Origin of the sequence: Pseudomonas sp. LS_2, from assembly GCF_042709235.1 — a bacterium.
Classification (GTDB): Bacteria; Pseudomonadota; Gammaproteobacteria; order Pseudomonadales; family Pseudomonadaceae; genus Aquipseudomonas.
The window spans coordinates 20,883-36,951 of sequence record NZ_JAVAYC010000039.1 but is presented as its reverse complement, the minus strand read 5'-3'; the positions used below and the strand labels follow the sequence as shown (position 1 = coordinate 36,951).

The 16,069-nt window shown below is 64.3% G+C and carries 12 protein-coding genes; 6 read left to right on the top strand and 6 right to left on the bottom strand.

The features are described from left to right. Positions 1–75: 75 nt before the first annotated feature. Complete coding sequence (gene dacB, locus RAC97_RS23060) at positions 76–1,539, top strand: D-alanyl-D-alanine carboxypeptidase/D-alanyl-D-alanine-endopeptidase (protein ID WP_375101897.1); 1,464 nt, start codon at positions 76–78, stop codon at positions 1,537–1,539. A gap of 132 nt (positions 1,540–1,671) precedes the next feature. Here dacB and RAC97_RS23055 read toward each other — a convergent pair whose 3' ends face one another. Continuing rightward, positions 1,672–4,065: a diguanylate cyclase gene (locus tag RAC97_RS23055; RefSeq protein ID WP_375101896.1), complete on the bottom strand. Its 2,394-nt coding sequence runs from the start codon at positions 4,063–4,065 to the stop codon at positions 1,672–1,674. Between the two features lie 94 nt (positions 4,066–4,159). Continuing rightward, entirely contained in the window at positions 4,160–6,352 is a 2,193-nt protein-coding gene (rlmKL, locus tag RAC97_RS23050; RefSeq protein WP_375101895.1) for a bifunctional 23S rRNA (guanine(2069)-N(7))-methyltransferase RlmK/23S rRNA (guanine(2445)-N(2))-methyltransferase RlmL, read from the bottom strand. 544 nt (positions 6,353–6,896) lie between these two features. Between rlmKL and rmf the strand changes: the two genes are divergently transcribed. Next, on the top strand, positions 6,897–7,112 hold the full coding sequence (gene rmf, locus RAC97_RS23045; protein ID WP_003248687.1) for a ribosome modulation factor: 216 nt from the start codon (positions 6,897–6,899) through the stop codon (positions 7,110–7,112). A 111-nt stretch (positions 7,113–7,223) separates the two neighbouring features. On the opposite strand, the gene RAC97_RS23040 is transcribed toward rmf, so the two are convergent. Next, on the bottom strand, positions 7,224–8,249 hold the full coding sequence (locus RAC97_RS23040; protein ID WP_375101894.1) for a quinone-dependent dihydroorotate dehydrogenase: 1,026 nt from the start codon (positions 8,247–8,249) through the stop codon (positions 7,224–7,226). Positions 8,250–8,377: 128 nt separating this feature from the next. Here RAC97_RS23040 and RAC97_RS23035 point away from each other — a divergent pair, with 128 nt between their 5' ends. From RAC97_RS23035 to RAC97_RS23020, 4 genes are all read left to right on the top strand, one after another. Then, positions 8,378–9,592, top strand: a complete 1,215-nt coding sequence (locus RAC97_RS23035; protein ID WP_375101893.1) for a CmpA/NrtA family ABC transporter substrate-binding protein — start codon at positions 8,378–8,380, stop codon at positions 9,590–9,592. Between the two features lie 10 nt (positions 9,593–9,602). Beyond that, positions 9,603–10,178: an ANTAR domain-containing response regulator gene (locus RAC97_RS23030; RefSeq protein ID WP_375101892.1), complete on the top strand. Its 576-nt coding sequence runs from the start codon at positions 9,603–9,605 to the stop codon at positions 10,176–10,178. A 251-nt stretch (positions 10,179–10,429) separates the two neighbouring features. Beyond that, positions 10,430–11,641: a nitrate/nitrite transporter gene (locus RAC97_RS23025; RefSeq protein ID WP_375101891.1), complete on the top strand. Its 1,212-nt coding sequence runs from the start codon at positions 10,430–10,432 to the stop codon at positions 11,639–11,641. Between the two features lie 8 nt (positions 11,642–11,649). Further along, complete coding sequence (locus RAC97_RS23020; protein ID WP_375101890.1) at positions 11,650–13,320, top strand: protein kinase; 1,671 nt, start codon at positions 11,650–11,652, stop codon at positions 13,318–13,320. Positions 13,321–13,412: 92 nt separating this feature from the next. Here RAC97_RS23020 and RAC97_RS23015 read toward each other — a convergent pair whose 3' ends face one another. The 3 genes from RAC97_RS23015 to RAC97_RS23005 form a co-directional block, all read right to left on the bottom strand. Continuing rightward, positions 13,413–14,453 carry an OmpA family protein gene (locus RAC97_RS23015; protein WP_375101889.1) on the bottom strand — a complete coding sequence of 347 codons (1,041 nt, stop codon included), beginning with the start codon at positions 14,451–14,453 and terminating at the stop codon, positions 13,413–13,415. A gap of 111 nt (positions 14,454–14,564) precedes the next feature. After that, positions 14,565–15,131, bottom strand: coding sequence for an RNA polymerase sigma factor SigX (gene sigX, locus RAC97_RS23010; RefSeq protein ID WP_375101888.1), 567 nt, complete (start codon positions 15,129–15,131; stop codon positions 14,565–14,567). A gap of 112 nt (positions 15,132–15,243) precedes the next feature. Beyond that, entirely contained in the window at positions 15,244–16,068 is an 825-nt protein-coding gene (locus RAC97_RS23005; protein ID WP_375101887.1) for a mechanosensitive ion channel domain-containing protein, read from the bottom strand. Between the last annotated feature and the right edge of the window lies 1 nt (position 16,069).

Genomic DNA, 16,069 nt, shown 5'->3' with positions numbered 1-16,069 from the left:
CTATATTTCGTGCAGGGGTTATCACTTCTTACAGCCCCGTCGTCCTTTTCCCTCGCAAGCAGGGTTTCAGTTCCCATGATCAAGACGCTTCGCCCACTGCTTCTCGCCGGCCTGCTCCTGCCACTGGCCCTGCCCAGCCACGCCGCAGCCGTCAACACCAGCCTGTCACCGAAGGTGCAGCAGGCGCTCAAGGCCAGCAAACTGCAAGACTCGGCCCTGTCCCTGGTGATGCTTCCCCTGGATGGCCCAGGCACACCTACGGTCTACAACGCGGATATCTCGGTCAACCCAGCGTCGACCATGAAGCTGATTACCACCTACGCTGCCCTGGAAATGCTCGGCCCGACTTTCCAGTGGAAAACCGAGTTCTTCACCGACGGCACCCTGAGCAACGGGGTGCTCAACGGCAACCTGTACCTCAAGGGCGGTGGCGATCCGAAGCTGAACATGGAAAAGCTCTGGCTGCTGATGCGTGACCTGCGTGCCAATGGCGTGCGCACCATCACCGGCGACCTGGTACTGGACCGCAGCCACTTCGTGCAGCCCAACCTGCCGCATTTCGACGACGACGGCGGCGACCTCAACAAGCCATTCCTGGTCAAGCCCGACTCGCTGCTGGTCAACCTCAAGGCCCTGCGCTTCGTCGCCCGTAACGACGGGGGCCGGGTCACCATTGCGGTCGAGCCGCCGATCGCCAGCGTGCGTATCGACAACCAGGTCAAGGCGGTCGCCTCCAAGCAATGCACGGGTGACGTGCGCTACAACCCGGTGGTGCAGGCCGATGGGGTGAGCGTCACGGTCAGCGGCCAACTGGGCGATGGGTGCAACTCTCAGACCTACCTGGCGCTGCTCGACCACCCGACCTATGCCGCAGGCGCAGTGCGGGCGATCTGGAACGAGCTGGGCGGCACCATCCAGGGCAGCGACCGCGTCGAGAACGTGCCCAAGAGCGCGCGCCTGTTGGCCCGGGCGTTCTCGCCGGACCTGGTGGAAGTGATCCGTGACATCAACAAGTACAGCAACAACACCATGGCCCAGCAGCTGTTCCTCAGCCTCGGCGCGCAGTTCCGCACCGACGCCGACGGCGACGACGCCCGTGCCGCCCAGCGTGTGGTGCGCCAGTGGATGGCCAAGAAAGGCATCACCGCGCCGCACCTGGTGATGGAGAACGGCTCGGGGCTGTCGCGCGCCGAGCGAGTCAGCACCCGTGAAATGGCGGCGCTGCTGCAAGCGGCCTGGAAGAGCCCGTACGCGGCAGAGTTCATCAGCTCCATGCCGCTAGTGGGCATGGACGGCACCATGCGCAAGCGCCTCAAGCGCACCGCCATGACCGGCGAGGCGCACATCAAGACCGGTACGCTCAATACCGTGCGCGCCATCGCCGGCTTCAGCCGTGACAGCAACGGTAATACCTGGGCAGTGGCGGCGATCCTCAACGATCCGAAGCCTTGGGGCGCTTCGCAGGTGCTCGACCAGGTATTGCTGGATTTGTATCGCCAACCCAAAGTGGCGGGCAGCACCGTCGGTGTGGTGCCCTGAAGGTTTGAAGTGAGGCGCAATCCGCATGGGAGCGGGTTTAACCGCGAACAAGCCTGAGGTGAAGGCACCGGCTCTGTCGGTGTTCGCAGCCGTTCGACGCCCCGATAACCTACAGGTCATGCGTCGTAGGCCCTACGGCAGCTCCGCCTCGACCCGGTCGCGCCCGGCCTGCTTGGCCGCATAGACCCCCGCATCGGCACGCAGCAGCAAAGCATCGGCGCCCTCCCCTGGGCGCCAGCCTGCTACCCCAAAGCTTCCGGTAACCCGGCCGACGCCCTCCACCGGCACACTGCGCAACCCTTGCCACAACTCCAGGGCCAACGAGCGCGCCTGCTCTGCATCGGTGCCTGGGCACAACACCATGAACTCCTCGCCACCGAGGCGGCAGAACACGTCGGTGCGCCGCAGCCGCTGGCCGATGCGCTGGCAGAGGCTGCGCAGCACGTGATCGCCCACGGCGTGGCCGAACTGGTCGTTGATGCTTTTGAAGTGGTCGATATCCAGCATGATCACTGCAAGGTCCAACGCGTCACGTTGCGCCCTGTCCAGCTCGGTACGCAGCCGCTCCTGGAAATACCGGCGGTTGTGGATGCCGGTCAGGGCATCGGTTATCGACAGCGCACGCAGCTCCTCCTCTACCCGCTTGAGGTCGGAAATGTCGGTGAGGTAGCCATGCCATAGGGTGCAACCGTCGTCGCCGATTTCCGGCGTCGCCTCGCCGCGTATCCATCGCAGCCCGGCCTGGGGCAGGCACACCCGGTATTCTTCGCGCCACGGGCTCAAGCGCTCGGCGGAGGTGCGCACCGAGCTGCGCACGCGCTCCAGGTCATCCGGATGAATGCGCTCGAACACCTTCGCAGCATCCCGGCGCAGCAGCTGCAGGTCGACCTCGTAGATGTCGTGTAGCCCCTGGCTGGCGTAGGGGAAACAGGAATGCCCGTCTGCGTCCAGGCGGTACTGGTAGATACCGCCCGGCACCTCGGCGCTGAGCTTTTCCAACAGGCGGTCACGCGCTTCCAGGGCTTCATGCACCCGGCGGCGCTCGGTGACGTCGATGCAGATCGCCAGGTAGCCCACCCACAGTCCCTGCTCGTCGAGCACAGCGGTGACCAGCATGTTGGCCAGCAGCTGACTGCCGTCCTTGCGCACCAGGGTCCATTCGCCAGGCTCGCCACCGGCTTCCTGCACGGTTTCGGCGAACATCGCCTGCCCTCCGGCGATCTCGCGGCCATAGCGCAGGCTCAGGGCATGGGCCCGCTGGCGCAGTTCCTCGGGCAGCACGAGGTCTTCCAGGGTCAGGTGGCCCAGCGCTTCACTGGCTGAATAGCCGAGCATACGCTCGGCACCGGTATTGAAGGTGCTGATGCTGCCGCGCAGGCTGGTGGCGATGATCGCGACCTGAGTCGCGGCCTCGAGTACGCTGCGCAGTTGGTTATGAGTCTCGCGCAGGGACTGCTCGCTGACCCGCAGCTCGGCAGTGCGTTGCTCGACCAGGGTCAATGCCCGCTGGCGCTGGCTGAACAGGCTGTACAACAAAGCACTGAGCATCAGGCTCAACAGCCCACCGAGCAAGGTCACCGTGAGCCCCGCCGAAGACCGGTTGGCCTCCAGGAACGCCTGGCTGGGGCGGATATCGAGCTGGTAACTGTGGTCGGCCAGGCGCAGCAGGTGGCTGCTCGCCAGCGCCAGCGGCGCCGCCGGATTGCCTGAGTCGTACAGCACTTCGTGGCCACCCCCATCGGACAAGTCGACGATGCGCACCACCAGGTTGTCATCGGCGCTGGTCGGCCGGCCTTCGGCGATCAGCTGGTGCATGCTGAGCAGCGCCATCACATAGCCGGATGGCGGGCCATTTGCCGGCACACCGCTGAACAACGGCGCGACCACCAGCACCCCCCGGGTATAGGCCGGCTCGACGTTGATCATGTCCAACGGTACCGACACCGCCATGCTGCCGGGGGTCCGTGCGCGCGACAGGGTTTCCTCGCGCTGAGGCTGGCTCCGCAGGTCGAAGCCGTAGGGTTGCTCTTGCTGGTGCGTGGCCTGGGTGTACAGCACCGGGTAGTAGTAATCGCGCCGAGGCGACGGCTGCCAGCGGCCCTGCTCGTCGTGGTCGCGGATCTGGTAGGGCTGCCCGAGCCTGGCGCTGGCCTGGCGCTCGAAGGCCTCGCGCTGCCCCGCCTCGACCCGTGGCGCCCAGGAATAGGCCTGGGTACGGTGCAGCAGAGGCCGCGCGTAGCCATCGAACTCGGCGAGGGTGATTTCGCTGGAATAGTTGAAAAAGCGCCTCAGCCCATCCAGGCGCTGGGCTTGATCCTCGAAGCGCTCGGCGATGCGGCTATAGCGCTCATTGGCCAGCAGCTCGAAGCGCTGGCGCAGTTGCTGCTGGTAGAAGCCGTCGACGGCAAACCCTAGCGCAGCGGTCAACAAACCACCGGCCAGCAGGGCTGCCAACGCCACGCCGTGGGCCGACAGCTCCTCGCTGACCAGGCCGAACATCTTCGCGCGCACGCCATGTTTTGCCATAGAGCATTCTCACCACATCAGCGTCCTGCGAGTTTTCCGGCCCTGTACTGGTTTATAGCTATTAGCCATTACCCCCGCAACGCTAGGCATCGGTTTAACGTAGCTGCATGCGCCAGGCGCGGTGGATACGGTTGTTGCGAGCGAAGTCCGGGTCCAGGGTCTGCGCGCTGATTTCCTCTACCGCATAACGTGCCTGCAAATGCTCATCGAGCTGGAACTTGCGGAAGTTGTTGGAGAAGTACAGCACGCCCCCCGGCGCCAAGCGCGCCATGGCCAGGTCGAGCAGTTGCACATGGTCGCGCTGAACATCGAACACCCCTTCCATGCGCTTGGAGTTGGAGAAGGTCGGTGGGTCGATGAAGATCAGGTCGAAGCTCTCCTGGGCGTTCTCCAGCCACGCCATCACGTCGCCCTGCTCCAGGCGGTTGCGCTCGGAGAAACCGTTGAGCGACAGGTTGCGCCGCGCCCAGTCCAGGTAGGTTTTCGACAAATCCACGCTGGTGGTGCTGCGCGCGCCGCCCTTGGCCGCGTGCACGGTGGCCGTGGCGGTGTAGCAGAACAGGTTGAGAAAGCGCTTGCCCTCGGCCTCACGCTGGATACGCATGCGCATCGGACGGTGGTCGAGGAACAGGCCGGTGTCGAGGTAGTCGGTGAGGTTGACCAGCAGCTTCACGCCGCCTTCGTTGACTTCCTGGAACTGCCCCTGGGTGGCCTGGCGCTCGTACTGACGCGTGCCGCTCTGGCGTTCGCGGCGCTTGAGCACCACGCGCTGCGGGTCGATACCCAGGGCCTGGGGAATGGCCGCCAGAGCGTCGAGCAGGCGGGCCTGGGCCTTGTCCGGGTCGACCGAACGGGGCGCTGCGTACTCCTGCACGTGCACCCAGTCCTGGTACAGATCGACCGCCAACGCGTACTCCGGCATGTCGGCATCGTACAGGCGGTAACACGACACCTGCTCGCGGCGGGCCCACTTGCCCAGCTGGCGCAGGTTCTTCTGCAGGCGGTTGGCGAACATCTGCGCACCTTCGGACAGGCGTGCAGGCTCAGCGGTCATCGCCGCCTGAGGGCGGCTTTCGGCGTCGTCGGAGCCCGCGGCACGGCGCTCGCCGGTGACGAACTGGTCGGGTTGCACCTTGAACAACAGCAGCTTGCACGGCAAGGCACCGTTCCAGAAGGCGTACTGCTTGTGGCTGCGAATGCCCATGCGCTTGCCCAGCTCCGGCGCGCCAGTGAACACCGCCGCTTCCCAACCCATGCAAGCCTGGCGCAGGCGCTCGCCGAGGTTCTGGTAGAGGTACAGCAGGCTTGCCTCGTCGCCCAGGCGCTCGCCATATGGCGGGTTGCTGATGACCAGGCCTTTCTGATTCTGGTCGGGCCGCGGCTCGAAGCTGGCGACCTCGCCCTGGTAGATCTTCACCCAATCCCCCAACCCGGCACGCTCGACGTTGTTGCGCCCCGGCTGGATCAAGCGCGGGTCGGCCTCATAGCCGCGAATCCACAGCGGCGGCTTGGCCAGGCCCTCCTGGGCGCGGGCCTGGGCCTCGTCGTGGACCTTGCGCCACAGCGCTGGCACATGACCCTGCCAGGCGCTGAAGCCCCAGCGCTCACGCTTGAGGTTGGGGGCGATGTCGGCGGCGATCATCGCCGCTTCCACCAGGAAAGTGCCCACGCCGCACATCGGGTCGGCCAGGGCGCCACCTTCGGCGGCAATGCGCGGCCAGCCGGCGCGGATCAGCACGGCGGCGGCGAGGTTTTCCTTGAGCGGCGCAGCGCCTTGCTGCAAGCGGTAGCCGCGCTGGTGCAGGCTATGGCCGGACAGGTCGAGGGAAAGGATCGCCTCGCCACGCTCCAGGCGCAGGTGCACGCGCAGGTCCGGGTTGAGCTTGTCTACCGAAGGGCGCTGGCCTTCGCGGTTGCGCAGCTTGTCGACGATCGCATCCTTGACCTTCAGCGCACCGAAATGGGTGTTGTCGATGCCCGAGCCGTGGCCGCTGAACTCCACGGCCAGGGTGCCGTCGGCGGCCAAGTGGTCTTGCCAGTCAACTGCGTGAACGCCGTGGTAGAGCTCATCGGCGTTCTTCATGGTGAAGCGCTGCAGCACCAGCAGCACGCGGTTGCCCAGGCGCGACCACAGGCACAGGCGGTAGGCGGTTTCCATGTCGGCCAGGCCGCGAATGGCCGAGGTGTGCTCACGCACATCCTCAAGGCCTAGCCCGCGGGCCTCTTCGGCCAGCAGGCCTTCAAGGCCCTTGGGGCAGGTGAGATAGAGTTCAGAACGTTGCGACATGAGCAAATCCAGGGCCTTGGGCCATGCAGTGGCAAGGCGGCGCACGCCTTGCCGATGTTTGCCCCGGCGCCCTTCCAACAGGCTTCAACCGGGGTGGCTTGCCGAATGGCAGCCGGGCCGCCCGAGCGACAAGCCAGTCGAATGAAAAGGCTTTGATCGTCGAGCAGTGTGAAAATTTCGTTGATCGAAGGCTGCGAAGCGACCCTTCGTCGTATTACTTCTTGTTACCGCCACGGTCGCGGAAGCGCTGGCCATTTGACGTCAATCGAGGCGAAACCCTGATCATAGCGGGCTGAACCCCGGATCGCCTGGTGTCTCATTTATTTACTTATCCTATGACCCTTGGAAACGTTACGTCCTTATGACAAATCGATCATTCACACTGTGACGCGCGGTGCGTTAGAACTCCTCTCAGGCCACTTTGCAACGAAGTGGCACTTTCCGCTCGCCACGCCGGCAGCGAGCGCAAGACCGGCAGAACGATTCTGCCCGGCCTCCCAGAGGCCGACGGGACATTACAGTCAACAAGTGAGGGCAACACCCTATGAGAAGACTTAAGCGTGATCCGTTGGAAAGAGCATATTCACGTGGCTACCAGTATGGGGTCACCGGTAAATCCCGCGAACTTTGCCCCTTCAATCTGCCATCCGTTCGCCAGGCCTGGATCAACGGCTGGCGTGAAGGTCGCGGCGACAACTGGGACGGTATGACCGGCACCGCTGGCATCCATAGACTCAACGAAAATCACGCCGTTGGCTGAACGAGGACACTGAATTCGAGTCACCATGCGCGCCCTATCCGGGCGGCGGGCTGCGGCCCAGGGGCCCCACGTGGGGCCCTTTTTATTGGCCGCGTTTCGATTGCCTGTTTCTTAGCGCCCCGGCATCGCCGCAATGGCATCCACCGCCTCGCGGATCAACGCCGGGCCTTTGTAGATGAAACCGGAGTAGACCTGTACCAGGCTGGCGCCGGCAGCGATCTTCTCAGCCGCATGACGCCCTTCGGTAATGCCCCCCGCCGCGATAATCGGCAACTTGCCAGCCAACTCACCGGCCAATACCTTGACGATGTGCGTGCTCTTCTCCAGCACCGGCGCGCCCGAAAGCCCCCCTGCCTCGCCACCGAACGGCAGGCCCTCGACCCCTTCGCGACCCAGGGTGGTGTTGGTGGCGATCACTGCGTCCATGCCGGACTCCACGAGTGCCGAGGCTACCAACGCGGTTTCCTCGTCGCTCATGTCCGGGGCGATCTTGATCGCCAGCGGCACGCGCTTGCCATACTCACCCGCCAGCTTTTCGCGGCGCTCGGCCAAGGCATCGAGCAGTTGCTTGAGCGAGTCGCCGAACTGCAAGGTACGCAGGCCAGGGGTATTGGGCGAGCTGACGTTGACGGTGATGTAGCTGGCGTCGTTGTAGACCTTCTCCAGGCAGATCAGGTAGTCGTCCTGGGCCCTTTCGACCGGAGTGTCGAAGTTCTTGCCGATGTTGATGCCCAGCACGCCGTCGTAGCGCGACGCCCGTACCCGCGTCAGCAGGTGGTCCACGCCCAGGTTGTTGAAGCCCATGCGGTTGATGATCGCCGTCGCCTCAGGCAGGCGGAACAGGCGCGGCTTGGGGTTGCCTGGTTGCGGGCGCGGCGTGACGGTGCCGATCTCGACGAAGCCGAAGCCCAGCTGGGCGAAGCCATCGATGGCCGCGCCGTTCTTGTCCAGGCCCGCGGCCAGGCCCACGGGGTTGGCGAAGTTCAAGCCCATCACCGTCACCGGCAACGCGGCCGGGCGCTTGCACAGCAGGCCGTTGAGGCCCAGGCGGCCACCGGCGCCGATCAGGTCCAGGGACAGGTCGTGGGAGGTTTCCGGGGAAAGCTTGAACAACAGCTGGCGGGCCAGGGTATACATGGGCGGGCAGGACTCGGGGGTGAGTGAGGGAGGCGATTATAGCCAGCGCGCCGCCTCGGGGACAGGGCCTTGGCATATGGGTTGCTTCGGCGTGGGTGCAGCCCGATCGGTACGGGCGAGGATTTTTCGTGAATACAGCTCCCCCCGCAGCACCCCTGGCCTGGGTCAACGGCAGCGATGCGCCGGAAAAACCCAGCCTGAATATCGGCTTCATGGCCCTCACCGATTGCGCCTCCGTGGTGGTCGCGGCCACCCAGGGCTTCGCCCAGCAACACGGCCTGACCCTCAACCTGCGGCGCCAGGCATCCTGGTCCGGGCTGCGCGACAAGCTGGTCAGCGGCGAACTGGACGCCGCCCACTGCCTGTATGGGCTGGTCTACGCCGTGCACCTGGGCCTGGGCGGCGTACCCGCCAGCGACATGGCGGTGCTCATGGGCCTGAACCAGAACGCCCAGGCCATCAACCTGTCCACTGCCCTGCAACGCAAGGGCGTGACCTGCCCTGAGGCGTTGGCGAAACTGGCGCACCAGAATGGCGCGCGCCTGACTTTCGCCCAGACCTTCCCCACCGGCACCCACGCCATGTGGCTGTACTACTGGCTGGCCAGCCAAGGCATCCACCCCTTGCACGATGTCGACAGCGTGGTGGTGCCGCCCGCGCAGATGGTCGCCCACCTGCAGGCGGGGCGCATCGATGGTTTCTGCGTCGGCGAGCCGTGGTCGGCCGATGCCGTGGCCCAAGGCCAGGGCTTCACCCTGGCCACCAGCCAGTCGATCTGGCCAGACCACCCGGAGAAAGTGCTAGGGTGCGCCCGCGTCTTCGTCGAGCAGTATCCCAATACCGCACGCGCGCTGGTCAAAGCCATACTGGCCGCGAGCCGCTTCATCGAACAAAGCGAGGAAAACCGCCGCAGCACCGCGCAACTGCTCAGCGGTGCCGCCTACCTGGACCTGCCCACCAGCAGCATCGAGCCACGCCTGCTCGGTGACTACCATGACGGCCTGGGCAACCACTGGCAGGACCGCCACGCCTTGCGCCTGTTCGACCAAGGCCGCGCCAACCTGCCCTACCTGTCCGATGGCATGTGGTTCATGACCCAGTTCCGCCGCTGGGGCCTGCTGCGCGAAGACCCCGACTACCTGGCCGTGGCCACCGATGTGCAGCAACTGGCGCTGTACCGCGATGCCGCCCAAGCACTGGGCGTGCCGTGCGGCGGATCGGCGATGCGCAGCAGCCTGCTGATCGACGGTAGCCATTGGGACGGTAGCGACCCCTATGGCTACGCCCGCAGCTTCCGCCTGCACGCTTTGGGCGATGCGGCCGATGCCCGTGTCGGTTCGTGAGGAGGCTCGTATGCTGCGCATCCTGTTGATCGACGACACCGAGAAGAAAGTCGGCCGCCTGAAGGCTGCACTGATCGAGGCGGGCTTCGAAGTGATCGAAGCCCAGGGCCTGACCATCGACCTGCCCAGTTGCGTCGAAACGGTGCGACCGGACGTGGTGCTGATCGATACCGAGTCACCGGGCCGCGATGTGATGGAACAGGTGGTACTGGTCAGCCGCGACCGGCCGCGACCTATCGTGCTGTTCACCGACGAACACGACCCGGGGGTGATGCGCCAGGCCATCCAGGCCGGGGTCAGCGCCTATATCGTCGAAGGCATTCACGCCGCGCGCTTGCAACCGATCCTTGATGTCGCCATGGCCCGCTTCGAAAGCGACCAGGCGCTGCGCGCGCAGCTGCTGGCGCGCGACCAGCAGTTGGCCGAACGCAAGCGCATCGAGCAGGCCAAGGGTCTGTTGATGAAAATGAAGGACTGCAATGAAGAACAGGCCTACACCCTGATGCGCCGCCAGGCCATGAGTCGCCAGCAGAAGCTGGTGCAGGTGGCCGAGCAGATCATCGCCATGCACGAGATGCTGGGCTAGGTGAGGCAACCCTCCAGCTCCCCCAGCCACTGCGCCGCAGCCGAATAGCACCTGCACAAAGTCGGTACAAGCTCAACGACTTGGCCCGCCTCTTGCTCGACAATTTCCAGGTAGCCAACGGCGGTTGCCCCCATACCCCGACAAAGACGTCGCTCTCCCCTCCACGCTGGTGGACCGGGTAGCGGCGTCTTTTCGTTTCCGCCCCTGAAAAACAGGGCATGACTACCGTTGCAAGCCGCGCGAGGTGTTCGATGAATACGAGCTTCTGGAAATCCGGGCATGTGCCCACCCTGTTCGCCGCGTTCCTGTATTTCGACCTGAGCTTCATGGTCTGGTACCTGCTCGGCCCCATGGCGGTGCAGATTGCCGCCGACTTGCAACTGACTACCCAGCAACGCGGGTTGATGGTGGCCACCCCGATCCTGGCCGGTGCAGTGCTGCGCTTCGCCATGGGCATGCTGGTGGACCGTCTCTCACCCAAGACCGCCGGCCTGATCGGCCAGGTCATCGTGATCGCTGCCCTGGCCTGCGCCTGGTTCCTCGGGGTCAACAGCTACGAACAGGCGCTGCTGCTGGGCGTGTTCCTGGGCTTTGCCGGCGCATCGTTCGCCGTGTCCCTCCCGCTGGCTTCGCAGTGGTACCCGCCGCAGCACCAAGGCAAGGCCATGGGCATCGCCGGGGCCGGCAACTCCGGCACGGTATTCGCCGCACTGCTGGCGCCGGCCCTGGCGGCAGGTTTTGGCTGGAACAACGTGTTCGGGTTTGCCCTGATTCCTCTGGTGCTGACCCTGGTGCTGTTCGCCTTGATGGCCCGCAACGCCCCGCAGCGACCGAAACCCAAGGCCATCGCCGACTACTTCAAGGCCCTGGGCGACCGTGACAGCTGGTGGTTCATGTTCTTCTACAGCGTCACCTTTGGCGGCTTCATCGGCCTGGCCAGCGCCCTGCCCGGCTACTTCAGCGACCAGTACGGCCTGAATCCGGTCACCGCTGGCTACTACACCGCCGCCTGCGTGTTCGCCGGCAGCCTGATGCGTCCCCTGGGCGGCGCCATGGCCGACCGCTTCGGCGGTATCCGTACCCTGCTGGGCATGTATGCGGTGGCGGCGACCTGCATCGCCGCCGTGGGCTTCAACCTGCCCAGCGCCATGGCCGCCCTGGCGCTGTTCGTGATCGCCATGCTCGGCCTGGGCGCCGGCAACGGCGCGGTGTTCCAACTGGTACCGCAACGCTTCCGCCAGGAACTGGGAGTGATGACCGGGCTGATCGGCATGGCCGGCGGTATTGGTGGCTTCCTGCTGGCTGCAGGCCTTGGCGCGATCAAGCAGCAGACCGGCGACTATCAACTGGGCCTGTGGCTGTTCGCCAGCCTCGGCGTGCTGGCGTGGTTCGGCCTGTACGGCGTCAAGCTGCGCTGGCGCACCACCTGGGGCTCGGCAGCCGTTACTGCGGCGCGGGTCTGAGGCAATCGATGAGCCTGCAGCTGTTATTCGCCCAGGCCAGCGCCACCGGTCCGCGGGCCGAGAACCAAGACGCCCTGCGCCTGGTTACGCCCGCCCCGGAGCTGGCGGCCAGCAAAGGCTACCTGTTCGCCCTTGCCGACGGCGTCAGCCAGTGCAGCGACGGCGGGCTGGCGGCCCGGGCGAGCTTGCAGGCCCTGGCGCTGGACTACTACGCCACGCCCGCAACCTGGGGCGTGGCCCAGGCGCTGGACCGCTTGTTGCTGGCACAGAACCGCTGGCTACGCGCCCAGGGAACGAGCCAGACGCTGTTGACCACGCTCACCGCCCTGGTGCTGCGGGGTCGACGCTATACCCTTGCGCATGTCGGTGACTGCCGCGCCTACCGCTGGCACGACGACCAGCTGCAATGCCTGAGCGAAGACCACGTCTGGGACCAGCCCGGCATGCAGCATGTACTCAAGCGCGCGCTCGGCCTGGACCAGCACCTGCTGGTGGACTACCTGGAAGGCGAGCTGCAACCCGGCGAAGTGTTCCTGCTGGTCAGCGACGGCGTGTGGGCCAGCCTGGGTGAGCAGCACATCCGTTCGATCCTGCGTGAACAGACTGATTTGCAGACCGCAGCCGATACCCTGGTCGCCGCCGCCCACCACGCCGGCGGCCAGGACAACGCCAGTGCCTTGCTGGTGCAGGTCGAACAGCTCGGCCCGGCCAACCTCGGCGATACCTTGGCGCAGTTGCAGGACTGGTCGACGCCAGCGCTCTTGCGCCCAGGCCAAGGCATCGATGATTGGCAGGTCGACAGTCTGCTGGCGCAGAGCAAGCAGTCGTTGCTCTACCAGGTGAAGGACAGCCAGGGCCACCCCTGGTTGTTCAAGACCCTGCCCCCCGCGCGCGAAACAGACCCTCATGCCGCACAGCAATTGCTTCTCGAGGAATGGTTCCTGCGCCGGGTTGCCGGTCGGCATTTCCCCCACGTGCATGCCGCCAGCCAGCGCCAACAGCTGTATTACGTGATGCGCGAGTACCCCGGCAGAACCCTGGCCGACCTGCTGGCCGAGCACGGCCCCTTGCCGCTGGCGCAATGGCTGGAGCTGGCGCGACAGTTATTGCAGGCTGTGGGCATCCTGCACCGGCGCAACCTGCTGCACCGGGATATCAAGCCGGAAAACCTGCATCTGGGCGATGACGGGCAATTGCGCCTGCTGGATTTCGGCTTGGCGTACTGCCCTGGTTTGTCCGAAGACCAACCCCACGACTTGCCCGGCACACCGTCGTTCATCGCACCGGAGGCATTCGAAGGCCGCCCGCCCAGCCCGCGCCAGGACCTCTATGCCGTAGGCGTGACGCTGTATTACCTGCTGACCGGGCATTATCCCTATGGCGAGATCGAAGCCTTCCAGCGGCCGCGGTTCGGCAACCCAGTCAATGCCGCGCGTTATCGACCAGACCTGCCGGAGTGGTTGCAGCACAACCTGGAGCAGGCAGTGGCGGCGGATCCAACTCAGCGTTTCGAGACGGCTGAGCAATGGTTGCTACTGCTTGAGCGCGGGGATCGGCAGGAATTGCCAGGGCGGGGGCGACCGCTGCTGGAGCGGGAGCCGTTGAAGGTGTGGCGTACGGTGGCGCTGGTGTCGCTGCTGGCGAACCTGGTGATGGTGCTGGCCTGGCTCAAGGGGTGAAGAAATGGAGGCCGGCACCGACACCACGAACTGGACATTCAGAAAAAGAAAAACCCGGCCGAGGCCGGGTTTTTCATGAAGCGTCAAACCAATTACTTGGCCTGGGCTTCTACCTGAGCTTCTACGCGACGGTTAACAGCGCGGCCAGATTCGGTGGCGTTGTCGGCAACCGGACGGGTCTCACCGTAGCCAACCGAGTCAACACGGCTAGCTTCAACACCGTACTGCTGGGTCAGGACCTGCTTGACAGCATTGGCACGACGCTCGGACAGCTTCTGGTTGTAAGCGTCTGGACCTACGGAGTCAGTGTGACCTTCAACCACGGTGGTGGTTTGTGGGTACTGCTTCATGAAGTCGGCCAGGTTCTTGATGTCGCCGTAGCTGTTAGGCTTGACGACCGACTTGTCGAAGTCGAACTTGACGTCCAGCTCAACGCGAACGACTTCGGCAACAGCCGGGCAACCGTCGGCGTCAACGGTCACGTTGGCCGGGGTGTCAGGGCACTTGTCGACGTTGTCGCAAACGCCGTCGTTGTCGCTGTCGGAGCAGACTTCGGCAACTGGAGCCGGAGCAGGAGCTGGCTGCTTGCCGCCGCTGCCACCGAAGTTCAGACCCAGACCAACGGTCGGGCCCCACTCGGTGTTGCCGTTGTCGATGTTGTACATGGCTTCGACGCCAGCACGGGCGAAGAACATGTCGGTGATGTACCACTTGGCGCCAGCGCCAACGTTGGCGAAGGTGGAGTGGTCACGGCCGCTGCGGGTGGCCTGGCCCAGGCTTTCGTGGGCGAAACCGGCGGAGACGTATGGACGCAGAGCGTCACCCACGGTACCGAAGTGGTAGGTGGCGTCCAGCTTGGTCTTGGAGCCTTTGATGTCTTTGTTGAAGACTTCGCCACGAGCGTTGTGGGTCTCGTTGTAGCCGAGGTCCAGGGAAACGTCGTCGGTCAGGAAGTAACCAAGACGAACACCAGGGTTGGTGCCGTCGTTCTTGAAGTTACGCTCGCTGTCGTAGAACTGCTTGGTGACGTTACCTTCAATTTCGACAGCGCCTTGGCCTTGTGCCAGAACGCCGAACGAAGTAGCGGCAACGAGCGAGCCAATGGCCAAGCCCAAGGTGTTTTTCAATTTCATCCGTTAAATCCCCATCTGGTGATAGTTAAGCAGTCCCACCAAAAACCGGGGGGACAACTCGACGGCAAGTCTAGCAGAACTCGCCGAATGCTTAGAGATATTTGCTGGCCACTAAGTTTCAGTCAAACCTGCAAATTTCTCCTTGAGTTTGTCGAGTGCGCGTTTGTAACGCATTTTCGTGGCGCTCAGGCCCATGTGCATGATGTCGGCGATCTCCTGGAACTCCAGCTCTGCGACAAATCGAAGCACCAGGATTTCCCGGTCGATCGGGTTCACATGCACCAGCCATCTATCCAGCCCGCCTTTTTCTTCAGCCTTCGGTGCCTTCTCCTCGGACGCCTCTTCAACAGGGTCCAGACTCAAGGCATCCATCAGCCGCCGCTTGCGGCGCTCCTTGCGGTACTGGGTAATGCACTCGTTGTAGGTGATGCTGTAGAGCCAGGTCTTGAACTTCGATTTACCCTCGAAGTTCTTCAGGCCGTACAGCACCTTCAACATCACCTCCTGACAGACATCGTCGGCATCCCGATCGTTCCCAAGATAACGCGCGCACACGTTGAACAGGGTTCGCTGGTAACGCCGCATGAGCTCTTCATAGGCGCGGGTGACGTGAAACAGTTCCTCATGCGAACGCGCCACCAACTCCTCGTCGGTGAGCTCGCGGGGGTCATAGCGCATGGGCGGCGAGTGGACTTTATTCAAAACGGATCTGGCCGACAGTCAGGTCAATGTCGCCGCTCGGCCCCGTGGGCCGGTTTTCGCGGCGGCATACATTAACAGCTTTGTGCGGTTAGCGGCTATTGACTCGCTGCTCGAGCAATGCCCGGTTGGACAATGACACCAATTCGCCATCATCGGTCAGCAAGGTGGTTTTCACCGTTCCGATTTCCTCGATCTGCCCTTCGACCTCGCCAATCTGCACCTGCTGGCCGACCTGGTAGAGTTCACGCACGTAGATACCAGCGATGATCTGCCCGGCAATTTCGCGGCTGCCCAGGCCCATGGCCAGGGCAACGGCCAGACCAACGGTTATCAGGCCGATGACGATCACATGGTTGAGCAGGTCGGTCTTGACCTCGAGCTGGCTGATGGCCACCGAGATACTGATGATGATCACCAGGCCCTGGGCGATACGCCCCAGGCCACCGGCATACTCCAGGCCGATACCTTCGGCAGCGCCACGCACCAGACCGTTGGCCAGTTGTGCCAGCAGCACGCCAGCCAGCAGCACCAGGGCCGCGCCGAACACCTTGGGCAGGTACAGGGCGAGCATGTCCAGGGTCGCCGAGACCCGCTCCAGGCCCAGGGACTCGGCAGCGGAGACCAGGAAGATCAGCAGCACGAACCAGTAGACGATCTTGCCGATCAAGGTGGAGATCGGCACCTGGATGCCGACTCGCGCCAGCATCTTGGTCAGCCCGGTGCCGCTCATCAGGCGGTCCAGGCCGAATTTCGCGAGCAGCTTGGAAAGCAAGGTGTCGAGCAGCTTGGCCACGACGAAACCGAGCAGCACCACCACCAGCGCGCCAAACAGGTTGGGGATGAAGTTGGCAACCTTCGTCCAAAGGGCGGTCATCGCGGTGACCAGGCTCTGGGTCCAGAGATCGAGTTCCATA

Excerpts from the sequence above, each read along its gene's own strand:
- rmf (WP_003248687.1), top strand. The coding sequence starts at position 6,897 with ATGAGAAGACTTAAGCGTGATCCGTTGGAAAGAGCATATTCACGTGGC.
- RAC97_RS23055 (WP_375101896.1), bottom strand. The coding sequence starts at position 4,065 with ATGGCAAAACATGGCGTGCGCGCGAAGATGTTCGGCCTGGTCAGCGAG.
- RAC97_RS23015 (WP_375101889.1), bottom strand. The coding sequence starts at position 14,453 with ATGAAATTGAAAAACACCTTGGGCTTGGCCATTGGCTCGCTCGTTGCC.
- RAC97_RS23025 (WP_375101891.1), top strand. The coding sequence starts at position 10,430 with ATGAATACGAGCTTCTGGAAATCCGGGCATGTGCCCACCCTGTTCGCC.
- RAC97_RS23005 (WP_375101887.1), bottom strand. The coding sequence starts at position 16,068 with ATGGAACTCGATCTCTGGACCCAGAGCCTGGTCACCGCGATGACCGCC.
- RAC97_RS23030 (WP_375101892.1), top strand. The coding sequence starts at position 9,603 with ATGCTGCGCATCCTGTTGATCGACGACACCGAGAAGAAAGTCGGCCGC.
- sigX (WP_375101888.1), bottom strand. The coding sequence starts at position 15,131 with ATGCGCTATGACCCCCGCGAGCTCACCGACGAGGAGTTGGTGGCGCGT.
- dacB (WP_375101897.1), top strand. The coding sequence starts at position 76 with ATGATCAAGACGCTTCGCCCACTGCTTCTCGCCGGCCTGCTCCTGCCA.
- rlmKL (WP_375101895.1), bottom strand. The coding sequence starts at position 6,352 with ATGTCGCAACGTTCTGAACTCTATCTCACCTGCCCCAAGGGCCTTGAA.
- RAC97_RS23020 (WP_375101890.1), top strand. The coding sequence starts at position 11,650 with ATGAGCCTGCAGCTGTTATTCGCCCAGGCCAGCGCCACCGGTCCGCGG.
- RAC97_RS23040 (WP_375101894.1), bottom strand. The coding sequence starts at position 8,249 with ATGTATACCCTGGCCCGCCAGCTGTTGTTCAAGCTTTCCCCGGAAACC.